Below are 12,992 nucleotides of genomic sequence, written 5' to 3' on the forward strand. Positions count from 1 at the left end.
TTGCTGATTGTTGGGAGGCGTTTTCTTTGCTTCTGTTTCTTTTTCGCCGTTCGGCGTTGGAAAAAGAAATGAAGTGCCGCCACGCACAGTGGCTAATAGTGATGGAGAGAAAATCCGACTCTTGCAGACCGCTAAGGCCGAGAGCAGCAACCCGGCATAAACCCGGACCGCTAACCCTGAATCAGCAGCCCAAGCCCAACCCTAACCGCACCAAGAACCCCAAAACCCCAAAACCCCCAACCCGAGTGCGAACGAAAAACCCATGGCTAATTCATTCCCCGACAAGTTACTCCCGGGCGCGGCTTACCCGCTCGGAGCCAACTGGGACGGTTTAGGCGTCAACTTCGCAGTGTTCTCCGCGAACGCACAAAAAATCGAAGTGTGTCTCTTCGACACTACCGGCCGCAAGGAACTCGCGCGCTTCGAACTGCCGGAATGCACCGATGAAATCTGGCACGGCTACCTCCCCGGCGCACATCCCGGCACGGTCTACGGTTTCCGCGCACACGGCCCCTACCAACCGCACCACGGCCATCGCTTCAACCCGCACAAACTACTCCTCGACCCCTACGCCAAAAAACTCGTCGGCCAATGGCGCTGGTCCGACGCGCTGTTCGGTTATCGCGTGCATTCGAACCGGCTCGACCTCTCAATGGATCGACGCGATTCAGCCCCAGCCACCCCAAAATGCGTTGTCACCGACGACGCCTTCGACTGGTCCCGCGACACCCGCCCCAACGTCCCCTGGGGCGAAACCGTCATCTACGAAACACATGTCCGCGGCACCTCCATGCTCCGCAACGACATCCGCCAGCACGAACGCGGATCGTTCGCGGCATTGTCCTCACCATGGTTCATCGAACACTTGCAAAAGCTCGGCGTGACAGCCGTCGAATTCCTGCCGGTGCACGCGTTTCTCAACGACCGCTTCCTCGTCGAACGCGGTCTCAAGAATTACTGGGGCTACAACACCGCGGCGTTTTTCGCGCCGGAACCGTCGTATCTGTCGACCAACCGGCTTAACGAAATGCGCATCGCCGTGCGCCGGCTCCACGCGGCAGGCATCGAAGTGATTCTCGACGTGGTCTACAACCACACCTGCGAAGGCAACGAGCAAGGGCCGACCGTGTCATGGCGCGGCCTCGACAACGCCAGCTACTACCGCCTGATCCCCGGCGACGAACGGCGCTACATCAACGACACCGGTTGCGGCAATACGGTGAACCTGTCGCATCCGCGTGTGCTGCAAATGGTCATGGATTCGCTGCGCTACTGGGCAACGGCATTTAACGTCGATGGCTTCCGCTTCGATCTCGGCGTGACGCTAGGCCGCGAAGGCCACGGCTTCGACCCCGGTTCCGGTTTCTTCGACGCCATCCGCCAGGACCCGATCCTCAATACGCGCAAGATGATTTCCGAACCCTGGGATATCGGCCCGGACGGTTATCAGGTCGGCAATCACCCGCCCGGCTTCGCCGAATGGAACGATAAATTCCGCGACGGAATACGCCGCTTCTGGCGTGGCGACGCAGGCGTGCGGCCCGATCTCGCCGCACGTCTTACCGGCTCGGCCGAACTGTTCCACCGGCGATTCAGGAAGCCGTGGGCATCGGTGAATTTCGTCGCGTCGCACGACGGTTTTACGCTCGTGGACGGGACGTCGTACGAGCAGAAACACAACGAGGCGAATCAGGAGGGCAACAACGACGGCCACAACGAAAACTGCAGCGCGAACTGGGGCGTGGAAGGCCCGACCGACGATCCCGAGATCCTCGAAACGCGCGGCCGCGTGGCCCGCGCGCTGATCGCGACGAACCTGCTCTCGCTCGGTACGCCGATGCTGCTCGGCGGCGACGAATTCGGCCGCACGCAAGGCGGCAACAATAACGCGTACTGCCAGGACAACGAGATTTCGTGGATGGACTGGAGCCTGGCGGAAACCCCTGCTGGCCGCACGATGACGGAGTTTGTCGCACGCGTCATCGCACTGCGCAAAAACTACCCGATATTGCGGGAAATGCGCTTTCTCCATGGCGATCGCGAAGTGCTGCCGGGGCTCTATGACGTCAGCTGGTTCGACGAGCGCGGCGCGGCGCTGACCATCGACGCGTGGCAGGATCCCGAAGGACGCGCGCTGACGCTGCGTCGCGCGGGGCCCGGCCTCAATGGGGAAGTCGATGTCATCCTGATCATGATGAACGGGTCGGCACAAGCGCTGACCTTCACGCCGCCCGCGCCGCACTTGGAATGGAATGTGCTCATGGATAGCGCTGCGCCCGACGGCTTGCAGTACCCGCTGATCGGCGGGGAACTGGAGATTCAGGCGCACAGCGTGGCTGTGCTGCTGGCGCAGCCGACCGGGGACGCTGACTGGCAGGCTGTATGGATGGCCGGCGCCCACGAAGGGCCGCGGCTCTTGACGGCGTTGCCGCCGGACCCCGGTACGATCGGATCGAGACGGACGGCGGAACCCTGGAAAGCGCACGAGCCTGCGCCGCCCGCAAAGGAGGAAAATTGAAGGGCTCAAGGACGTCATGCAAAGACACCGGGCAGCTTCCAAGCCAAGTATTCGAAAGCGCACTGAAGGCACACACATCATGTCCGAAACCCCGATCGATCCGCACAAGCATCACCACGCCTATTGCCTGCCCTTCGGTGCCCATCTCACCGATGCGGGTCACTCGCGGTATCGCTTCTGGGCGCCTTCGCTTAAGACGGTGCAACTGGAGCTTTATGGCAACCACCAGAAGCCCGCGCTCATCGACATGACGCCCACCGGCGACGGCTGGTTCGAAGCGCTCGCCGAGGGTGGTGCGGGCACACGCTACCGGTATCGGATCAATGCGGATCTGGCGGTACCCGATCCGGCCTCACGTTTCCAGCCCGACGACGTCCACGGTCCAAGCGAAGTCATCGATCCGCGCACCTTTCGCTGGGAAAACACGCACTGGCACGGCCGGCCGTGGGAAGAAACCGTGCTGTACGAAGTGCACGTCGGCGCGCTGGGCGGTTATGCCGGCGTGACGCGCGGCCTGAAGGAATTCGCGCATCTTGGCGTGACGGCAATCGAACTGATGCCGCTCAACGACTTCAGCGGCAGCCGCAACTGGGGTTACGACGGCGTGCTGCCCTACGCACCCGACTCGGCATACGGCACGCCGGACGAACTGAAGACGCTCATCGATACCGCGCATGGTCTCGGCCTGATGGTCTTCCTCGATGTGGTCTATAACCACTTCGGCCCGGACGGCAACTATCTGAGCACTTACGCCAAGTCGTTTTTCCGCGAAAGCGTGAATACGCCGTGGGGTCCGGCGATCGATTTCGAACGTCCGCAAGTGCGCGACTTCTTCTTCGACAACGCGCTGTACTGGCTGAAGGAATATCGCTTCGATGGCCTGCGCCTCGACGCCGTCCACGCCATCAACGACGACGAATGGCTGCGCGAACTATCGGATCGCGTGCGTTCGTCGGTGGAACCGGGGCGGCATGTGCATCTGGTGCTGGAGAACGAGCACAACACATCGAATTTGCTGGAGTCGCATTTCAACGCGCAATGGAGCGACGACTCGCACAACACGCTGCATGTGCTGCTGACCGGCGAAGACGAGAGTTATTACGGTGCGTACAGCGACCAGCCGATACAAAAACTCGCGCGCGTGCTGAGCGAAGGGTTTGTCTATCAAGGCGAGCCCTCGCCCATTCACGACGGCAAACCACGCGGCGAACCAAGCGCTCACTTGCCGCCTACTGCTTTCGTGATGTTTTTGCAGAACCACGATCAAGTCGGCAACCGCGCGATGGGCGAGCGCCTGCGCTCGCTTTGCAGCGAAGACCCGCTCTACGCGGCAACGGGCTTGATGTTGCTCACGCCGCAAATCCCCATGCTCTTCATGGAAGAGCAGCACGGCTCCACGCAGCCGTTCCTGTTCTTCACCGACTATCACGACGAACTCGCCGATGCCGTGCGCGAAGGCCGTCGCAAGGAATTTGCCAAGTTCTCCGCTTTCTCCGACGAAAAACGCCGCGCCCAGATTCCCGATCCTAACGGCATCGAAACATTCAGGATGTCGTCGCCGGATGAAAGCAAGCAAGCCGCCGATCACATGGACTGGCTCCACTTCTATCGCTCGGCGCTCGCCGTGCGCACGAAGCTGCTGATGCCGCACCTGAAGGGCGCGAAGGTGCTCGGCGCCAAGGTTATCGGCGAGAAGGCGGTGCTGGCGAACTGGCGGCTTGGCGACGGCAGCACCTATTCCATCGCGCTGAACCTGGGCCGCGAAGCCGTTCCGCTCACCGGTCATCCACCAGGTAAGGTCGTATTCGAAACGCCGGCTCGTGCCCGCGATGCGGCGGATCGCGGCGAGCTTGGCGCAGAAACTTTTATCGCGTGGCTGACGGGCGATTTCGCCGATGCCGCGTTTAATCACGACGCTCGCCGCGTCAAAGCTTCGGGGAAAACCTCGTGAGCACGACCATCGACACCCCGGCTACGCCGGATAAAACCCCCAGCGCCATCGAGGCGCTCGCCATCAAGGCCGGTTTCGAGGTCGAGTGGCGAGACGCGCACAAGCAGATCCAGCGTGTGCCGGAAAACACGCTGAAAGTCCTGCTGGAACGCCTCGGCCTGCCCTGCGGCAACGCCACGCAACTCAAGCAGAGTACAGCCACGCTCGACGCGGAATTGTCCGGGCGAAAGTTGCCGCCGCTGATGACCGCTGAAATCGACCGCGGCATTTCCCTGCCGATAGCAGCCGTGAAAACGGGCGCGCGATATCGGATCGAACTGGAAAGCGGTGCGGTGATCGACGGGCGGTTTACCTCGCCCAAAGGGGAAACGGCGCTGCTCTCGCCAATCTCCGAACCGGGTTATCACACGCTCGTGATCAACGAGCAGCACACGACGCTCGCGGTAGCGCCGCCGAGCTGCTACACCATCGACGACGCCTGGCGCGCGCTCGATCCTGCCGCTGAAACAACGCCGCCAATGTGGGGCATCGCCGCGCAAGTCTACGGTTTGCGGCGCACGGGCGATGGCGGCGCGGGCGATTTTTCCGCGCTGGCGACACTCGCCGCCGAAAGCGCGCAGCGCGGCAGTCACGCGATCGCGATCAGCCCCATGCACGCGATGTTCAGCGCCCAGCCGCATAAATTCAGCCCGTATTCGCCGTCGTCGCGCTTGTTCCTGAACATCGCGCACATCGATCCGGCGGCGGTGATGGGAGTGGAAGCGGCGCAAGCGGCCATCGAAACAGCCGGTGTCGCCGATGAATTCGCCGAACTCGAAACGCTGCAGCTGATCGACTGGCCGCGCGTGGTGACGGCGAAACTGGCTGTGCTGCGCGCGTTGTTCGCGCAGTTCAACGCGCAAGACAACGAGATGTTGCACAAGGACTTCGCGCGGTTCGTCAAGCGCGGCGGACGCGCACTGGAAGACCATGCGCGCTTCGAAGCGCTGCAGGCAGCGCAGTTGAAGGAAGCCAACGAAGGCCACTGGCGCAACTGGGCCGATGAATTACGCGATCCGCGCAGCGCGGCCGTTGCGGAATTCGCCGCCGCGCACAAGCACGAAGTCGATTTTTTCCTGTTCGCGCAATGGCTCGCCGCCAAAGGCTTGTCGCACGCGCAGCACGTCGCGCGCGACTCGGGCATGGCGATCGGTTTGATCGCGGATCTGGCCGTGGGCTGCGACAGCGCGGGCAGCCACGCGTGGTCGTATCGCGATGAAATGCTGCAAGGCGTGTCCGTCGGCGCACCGCCCGATCTGTTCAACCAGGCCGGGCAATCTTGGGGTCTCACCACGTTTTCGCCGCGCGCAATGCGCACGCAGGGCTTTTCGGCGTTTATCGATATGCTCCGTGCCGCGTTCACGCTCGCGGGCGGGATTCGCATCGACCACATTCTCGGTTTGCGGCGTCTCTGGCTCGTGCCCGATGGTGAACCCGCGAAGAACGGCGCGTATCTGCGTTATCCGCTCGACGACCTGCTGCGGCTGATCGCGCTCGAATCGTGGCGGCATAAGGCCATCGTGATCGGCGAGGATCTCGGCACCGTTCCGCCCGGTTTTCGCGAACGCCTGCAAGAACATGGTCTACTCGGCATTCGCGTGCTCTGGTTCGAAGGCGCGGAAAAAGGGCCGGGCTTCAAAGCGCCGGCCGACTGGGATCACAGCGTGGTCGCGACCACCACCACGCACGACCTGCCGACCGTTACTGGCTGGTGGATCGGCGAAGACATCGTGTGGCGCTCGAAGATTGGCCAGACTGCGGCGAGGGCCGACGGGCAGGATCCGGTGAAACTGGCGCAAGCGGAACGTGGCGAGGACCGTAAATTGCTGTGGTCTGCCTTTCAGGAAGCCGGTGTCGCCGCGCCTGATATCCCTGTGTCCGCCGATATTTCCCCGCTGACCGCACCAGTCGACGAAGCGCTCGCGTTCGTGGCGTCCACGCCTGCGCCGCTCGCGATTTATCCGCTGGAAGATCTGCTCGCGCTCGCCGAGATGCCGAACCTGCCCGGCTCCATCGACGAACATCCGAACTGGCGCCGGCGGCTCGCTGTACCCGTATCCGAACTCTTCGACGACGATTCGTTCGTCGACCGCTTGCTCGCCATCGACCAGGCACGACAGAAATCCGCCCGGGCGAAGGCTGCCACGCATAACGCTTCACCCACCGACTGACACCATGACCGTTCCGCGCTCCACGCTCCGGCTGCAGCTACACAAGGATTTCACCTTCGACGACGCCGCACGCCAGGTCGACTACATGGCGGCGCTGGGGATCAGCCACGCGTATTTGTCACCGATCACGACCGCGACCCGCGGTTCGACGCACGGTTACGACACGGTGGATTACACGCGGGTCAATCCGGAACTTGGCGGTGAGGAAGGCTTGAGGCGCTTGGTAGAAAAGCTGCGGGCGCACGCGATGGGTGTGATCGTGGACGTGGTGCCGAATCACATGGGCGTGGGAGGTTCGGAAAACCTCTGGTGGATGGAGATCCTGGAATGGGGACGTCACGCGGCGCATGCGCGCTATTTCGACGTGGACTGGCATTCGCCTGACCCCGCGTTGCGTGGCAAAGTGCTCGCGCCATTTTTGGGAGCCGCGTACGGCGAGGAATTGCAGGGCGGCAAGATCAAACTCGTCTTCGACGCCGAAGCAGGCCGCTTCAAGATCGAGTATTACGCGCACACGTTTCCGGTGAGTCCGCTCGACTACACGTCCGTGTTGCAGGATCACGCGCCCGAGATGGCGCGGCGCTTCACGGGCCTCTCGACGCAACCCGGCGACCAGCCGCGCGCCGACGAAGCGCGAGCGGCTCTGAAAGAATTCGCGGCAACGGCTGAAGGTAAACAAGCCGTCGATGCCGCCGCGCAAGCCCATTCCGGCGACAACCCCGTCGGCCGAGACCGGTTGCATCGCTTGCTCGAACGGCAGCATTACCGGCTCGCCTGGTGGCGGACAGCCGCCGACGAAGTGAACTGGCGGCGTTTCTTCGACGTCAGCACGCTCGGCGGCATGCGCGTGGAGCGCCCCGAAGTGTTCGAGGCATCGCATGCGCTGATTTTCCGGCTGTTCACGGAAGGGCTGATCGACGGCGTGCGGATCGATCACGTCGATGGCCTCGCCGAACCACGCGAATATTGCCAGCGCTTGCGCAGCCGGCTTGAAGAACTCGCGGAATATCGGCCGGAGAATTTGCGAAACGGCCGCACGTATTTTGTCATCGAGAAAATCCTGGCGCGCGGTGAACCCGTGCGTGACGACTGGCGCATCGACGGCACCACCGGCTACGACTTCATGAACGACGTCGGCGCGTTGCTGCACGATCCGCGCGGCGCCGAACCGCTGGCAGAAAGCTGGGCCGAGTTATCTGGGCGTCCAGCCGACTTTGCCGTCGAAGCCGAAGTTGCGCGGCGCAAGATCCTGTCGGAGAACTTGTCGGCGGAACTCGACCGCGTCGCGCGTGCGTTGCACCGGATTGCCCGCGATACGCCCGTTACCCGCGACTTCACGTATTCATCGCTGCGGCGAGTGGTGGCTGAGCTTGTGGTGCACTTTCCCGTATACCGGATCTATCCGGTCGGCGGCCAGCGCAACGAAGACGACGAGCGCTTTTTCTCGCGGGCTTATGACGCCGCAAAGGCCGCATTGGCACCCGCCGATCGAGCCATCCTCGATCAAATCGCGCAATGGCTCGGCGGTCCGGGCGGCGAAGAAGCCGTCGAAGAGAAACCGCGTGAACGCGAGCGTTTGCTCGACCGCGGAAGGGATCGTGAGCGTGACCGTCAGTCCGCAAATGGTCAGAACCAGAATCTTCAGGCGAACAGCGCCGGCTCGAATTCGAGCGGTTCACATCGGCGGAACGCGCAAACTTTGTTCTCCCAACTGACGTCGCCGGTGGCGGCGAAGGCGATTGAAGACACCGCGTGTTATCGATACGGCCGCCTCATCTCACGCAACGAAGTGGGTGCCGACCCAGGCGAGTTTTCGCTGTCGATCGACGCGTTCCACGCAGGCAATCTCGAACGCGCCAAACGCTTCCCGAACGCGATGCTCGCCACCGCGACGCACGATCACAAACGCGGTGAAGACGTCCGCGCGCGGATCGCGGGATTGAGCGAAATTCCCGGCGAATGGGCCGCGACGCTGCGAAGCTGGTCGACGTTGAACACGCCGCACCGGCGCGTATTGAACAGCGATGACAACGGTTGGGCGCCGGGCGCTGCGGCCGAAGCCATGCTGTATCAGACGCTGGTGGGCTGCTGGCCGCCGACGCTCTCTCCCGACGACCAGGCCGGCGTGAAAGAACTCGCCGAACGGGTGAGCGCGTGGCAGTTGAAAGCGCTGCGCGAGGCCAAGTTACGCACGAGCTGGTTCGCTCCCGACGAGGCGTACGAGAACGTCTGCCGCGATTTTCTCTTCGATATCCTCGCGCCCCAGCGCCGCGACGGTTTTCTCGGCGAATTGCCGGCGTTCGTCGAGCGCGTTTCGCGGACCGGCGCGATCAATAGTTTCCAGCAGACGTTGTTGCGGCTGACATCGCCGGGCGTGCCGGATCTTTATCAGGGGACCGAACTATGGGATTTCAGTCTCGTCGATCCTGATAACCGGCGGCCGGTCGACTTCGAGCAGCGGCGCGCGTGGCTGACTGAAGGCGAGGCTGAAGGCGCGCCATCGGAGCAGTTGAAGAATTGGCGCGATGGCCGGGTGAAGCTGGGTATCGTGCGGCGTGCACTGGCGCTGAGGGCGCACGCGCATTCGCTGTTCGAACAGGGCGCTTACGTGCCGCTGAAGGTGGAAGGCGCGCATGCGGATAGCGTGATCGCGTTCGCGCGGCATGCGGGGAGCGCGTACGCGGTGGTTATCGCGACGCGGCTGGCCGACTCGCTGCTGGCTGAAAACGATACCGGCCTGCCGCTGGTCGACGCCGCGCAGTGGGGCGATACGGCAGTCCTTTTGCCAGAAGCGCTGGCTTCGCGCGCGTTGTTCGACTGGCTGAGCCCGAGCGCGCCGAAGTCCGATGGCCAGCGCTTGTTCATGCGTGACGCGCTGGTGGCGATGCCCGTTGCGTTGCTGATGGAGGAAGGGGTGCCACGGGTTTAAGCTCGGCGCAGGCCCCCAAAAAGCAGGGCAAAAATCACTCCGCTTCCTGCGCCACCTCTTCATGCGGATACACGCGCACGAGCACGATCCGCGGCCCGTTCATCTTCTTCACCACGATATCGAAACGATCGAAGCCGATCCGTTGCCCTTCGCTCGGCAGGTCGCCCAACGCATTGATCACGAGCCCGCCGACCGATTCCGCCTGCCCTTCGTCGATATCGATCCCCAACGCCCGTTCCAGCGACACCACCGGCAAGCTGCCCTTGCCCATCAGCGTGCCATCGTCCATGCGCGACCAGTCTGCATCGCCTTGGCGAAACTCGTCGTGAATCTGGCCGACCAGCGCGCCCAGCAAGTTATCGAGCGTGAGGAATCCGATTGGTTTCTGGCCCTTGCGCCCGACCAGCGCAAAATGCGGCGCGCCCTTGCGAAAGCGCCGGAACAGTTCCAGCGCGGATAGATTACCCGCCACGTATTGAACCGGCCGCACATGCCGGGCCAGCGCGTCCTGCTTCGTGTCCTGTCGCGTCAAACCTTGCATCAGGCCGCGCCCGGCGCCATCTCGTGCGAGCAGCAGGTCTTTCAAGTGGATCATACCGAGCACGCGTTCGCCGGAGGCGTCGGCGAAAAGCGGATAGCGGCTAAAACGATGGCGCGCGACCACCTGCATGTTTTCGCGCATCGGCACATCGTTGCGCAGACCGACCATTTCGTGATTCGGGCGCATCAGGTCCGAGACCGTCATGCGGCTGAAATCAAGCGAATGAGCAATGGTGTTCCACTCATCGGCGTTATAAGCAGACCCAGCAGACCCGCTTGCGGATGGCAAAGGAGCCTTCGATGCCCCGCTCAAGCGCCGGCCGCGCAGGATCAGTTTGAGCTCATCGGTGGAATAGTGCGCGTCGCCGCCGTGTTCCGCCCCGAGCCCGAACAGCCGCAGCACGAAATTCGCGCTCGAATTCAGCACCCAGATGAACGGATACATCGCCCAGTAGAAGCCGTAGAGCGGCATCGCGACCCACAGGCCGACTTGTTCCGCACGCCGGATCGCCCACGATTTCGGCGCGAGTTCACCCACCACGATATGCAGGAACGAAATACAGGAGAACGCGAAGAACAGCGAGATGGCGTCGATCAGCTTGGCCGATTCGATACCGGCAAGCGCGAACAACGGATGCAGCAATGCGGCGAACGCCGGTTCGCCCAGCCAGCCAAGCCCCAATGATGCCAACGTGATGCCGAGCTGACACGCCGACAAATACGCGTCGAGCTTGCCGTGGACCTTCGCCAGCAAGCGCCCCGGCATGCCGTTCGACCGTGCAATCGCCTGAACGCGCGTGGCGCGCAGCTTGACGAGTCCGAACTCGGCCGCGACGAAAAACCCGTTCAACGCGACGAGCAACAAGGCACCAATTAGCGCGACAACCTGATTCAAAGCGACCTGCTCCGCAAAATGAAACCGCCAGTATAGAGGTGCAAGCTGATCGAAAGTTAAATCAGGCGGCGCTCAACGGCACGCGAAACCTGAGCGCGACGGTTGCCCCATCGGCGAGATCGTCGTGTTCGAAGGTGCCGCCGTGCGCTTCGGCCACGCGTTTGCATAGAGCCAGCGCCCACGCGATGCGCGCTGCTTCCCGGGCTAACGTCGCCTGCTTGCGGGCAAATCCTTCGAGCGCGTGGGGGAGTTCGGGATCGAGAAGCGCTTTCTGCGATGCGGTGAACGTGACGACCGCGCTGAACGAACTGCCCTCGACACGAGCGTCCAACACGACCTTCGATCCCGCCGCGCTCGCCTCCGCAGCGAACGCAAACATCAGCCAGAGCGCCTGGGTCAGACGTTCGCTGTCGGCGCTGATTTGCTCCTCCACCAGCGCCGATTCCACGTGCAGCGTCACATGCCGCGCGTTCGCGAGACTGGTGCGCGCCTGCGTGGCGGCGTGTTCAAGCAGTTGCCGCAGCGCAAGCGGCGCGCGGTCGAGCGCGAGCGTTCTGGTCTCGGCGCGGGTGGTATCGATGAATTGCTCGATCAGCTTCACCTGCTGTTCCACGCCCGAGCGAATCCCGCCGAGCGCGCGCTGGGCGGCGGCATCGGCGGCATCGACTTTGCGCTCCAGCACGTAACCCCAGCTATGGATGGCGTTCAGCGGACCGCGTAGATCGTGCGACACGACTCCGAGCACATGATCGCGCATGAACAACGCCGCTTCGGCACGCAGATGAGCGGTGCGTTCGTCAGTGTGCGCCCCGGCTCCTCCCGATGCCGACGCACCGAGGCAGTAAGGCGAGACGATCAGCGTCACGGTATCGGCCCCGCCGGTGCTGCCGGGTAGCGCGAGAACGGCGAACGCACGCGATCGCGACGGCGCCCCCTCGCCCTCGTCAATCGATACCTTCGCGCGCCGCACGCTGCCGGCGGCAAGCGCGGCGTCGGCGACTTCGGCGAGTACGGCAATCAGGGGTTTGGGTAAGGCGGTATCGGTGAGCGCGCGGCCTTCTAATGCACCCGCGTCGAGATCGAACAGATGCGCGAGCACGGTATCGGCTGACAGACAGCGCTGTGCGGTATCCAGGACGAGCACGCCATCCGTGCCCGCGACCGGCGCTTCAGGACGCGGAGCGCGCCCCGTTTCGACCGTGCCGGAAAAAGACGTTGTCACGATTGGAAGTCCTTGAGCGTTGATGAATGCGAGTATCTTGCCCGGTGTTATCGAGATGACTGGTCATTATAGGGAAGTGTTTCCGGGCGCTCTGCGCGGGGCCGGCCGCCCCTTCTCCCCATTAACGAGATATTGGCCAGGGCGTGCAGCAAACGTCGTGCGTGCTTCGCCCAGTGTAACGATGCTGGCCGAAAGCCCTACAATACCGCTTTCGAAACCAGCTGGCGGTGCCGGCTTTCCAAGGAGTTTTACATGGCGATCGTGACGACTGACTCAGGCCTCAAGTATGAAGATTTAGCGGTAGGTGAAGGCGCTGAAGCCGTCGCCGGCAAGTCGGTGAGCGTGCATTACACCGGCTGGCTCACGGACGGCCAAAAGTTCGACTCCAGCCATGACCGTAATGATCCGTTCGCCTTCGTGCTGGGCGGCGGGATGGTCATCAAGGGCTGGGACGAGGGTGTGCAGGGTATGAAAGTGGGCGGCAAGCGCAAGCTGACCATTCCGCCGCAACTGGGTTATGGCGTGCGCGGCGCCGGTGGCGTGATTCCGCCGAATGCGACGTTGGTATTTGAAGTGGAATTGCTGGAAGTTTAAAAATTTGCTTCGGGCGGGGGGGTCGTTCGCACTTAGGGGGTGGTCTGGGGTTTAGGCCGGGGGTGCTTTCGGCCTTTATAGTGGTCTGCGTGAGTTAGCTGTATTTTTTATCACTATTAGCCACTGTGCGTGG

The 12,992-nt window shown here is 62.8% G+C and carries 7 protein-coding genes; 5 read left to right on the top strand and 2 right to left on the bottom strand.

Annotated elements, in window-relative coordinates; translation table 11 throughout:
• The first annotated feature begins 262 nt into the window (after window positions 1-262).
• The 4 genes from glgX (at window position 263) to treY (ending at window position 9,608) form a co-directional block, all read left to right on the top strand.
• Entirely contained in the window at window positions 263-2,518 is a 2,256-nt protein-coding gene (gene glgX, locus M0D69_RS41725) for a glycogen debranching protein GlgX (RefSeq protein WP_301787639.1), read from the top strand.
• 79 nt (window positions 2,519-2,597) lie between these two features.
• On the top strand, window positions 2,598-4,469 hold the full coding sequence (gene treZ, locus M0D69_RS41730) for a malto-oligosyltrehalose trehalohydrolase (RefSeq protein ID WP_301787640.1): 1,872 nt from the start codon (window positions 2,598-2,600) through the stop codon (window positions 4,467-4,469).
• Entirely contained in the window at window positions 4,466-6,679 is a 2,214-nt protein-coding gene (gene malQ, locus M0D69_RS41735; protein ID WP_301787641.1) for a 4-alpha-glucanotransferase, read from the top strand. The genes treZ and malQ overlap by 4 nt, the downstream gene beginning before the upstream one ends.
• Window positions 6,680-6,683: 4 nt before the next feature.
• Complete coding sequence (gene treY / locus M0D69_RS41740) at window positions 6,684-9,608, top strand: malto-oligosyltrehalose synthase (RefSeq protein WP_301787642.1); 2,925 nt, start codon at window positions 6,684-6,686, stop codon at window positions 9,606-9,608.
• A gap of 34 nt (window positions 9,609-9,642) precedes the next feature.
• On the opposite strand, the gene M0D69_RS41745 is transcribed toward treY, so the two are convergent.
• Together M0D69_RS41745 and M0D69_RS41750 are read right to left on the bottom strand one after the other, a co-directional pair.
• Window positions 9,643-11,043 carry a hemolysin family protein gene (locus M0D69_RS41745; protein ID WP_301787643.1) on the bottom strand — a complete coding sequence of 467 codons (1,401 nt, stop codon included), beginning with the start codon at window positions 11,041-11,043 and terminating at the stop codon, window positions 9,643-9,645.
• A gap of 61 nt (window positions 11,044-11,104) precedes the next feature.
• A complete protein-coding gene (locus M0D69_RS41750) occupies window positions 11,105-12,265 on the bottom strand; it encodes a sensor histidine kinase KdpD (protein WP_301787644.1) in 1,161 nt (386 codons plus the stop codon).
• 252 nt (window positions 12,266-12,517) lie between these two features.
• On the opposite strand from M0D69_RS41750, the gene M0D69_RS41755 reads away from it, so the two are divergent.
• Window positions 12,518-12,859, top strand: a complete 342-nt coding sequence (locus M0D69_RS41755) for an FKBP-type peptidyl-prolyl cis-trans isomerase (RefSeq protein WP_047847483.1) — start codon at window positions 12,518-12,520, stop codon at window positions 12,857-12,859.
• Window positions 12,860-12,992: the final 133 nt, after the last annotated feature.

Origin of the sequence: Caballeronia sp. SEWSISQ10-4 2 (assembly GCF_030464885.1) — a bacterium.
GTDB lineage: Bacteria > Pseudomonadota > Gammaproteobacteria > Burkholderiales > Burkholderiaceae > Caballeronia.

Coding starts and splice junctions, on each gene's coding strand:
- M0D69_RS41755 (WP_047847483.1), top strand. CDS start 12,518: ATGGCGATCGTGACGACTGACTCAGGCCTCAAGTATGAAGATTTAGCG.
- treZ (WP_301787640.1), top strand. CDS start 2,598: ATGTCCGAAACCCCGATCGATCCGCACAAGCATCACCACGCCTATTGC.
- glgX (WP_301787639.1), top strand. CDS start 263: ATGGCTAATTCATTCCCCGACAAGTTACTCCCGGGCGCGGCTTACCCG.
- treY (WP_301787642.1), top strand. CDS start 6,684: ATGACCGTTCCGCGCTCCACGCTCCGGCTGCAGCTACACAAGGATTTC.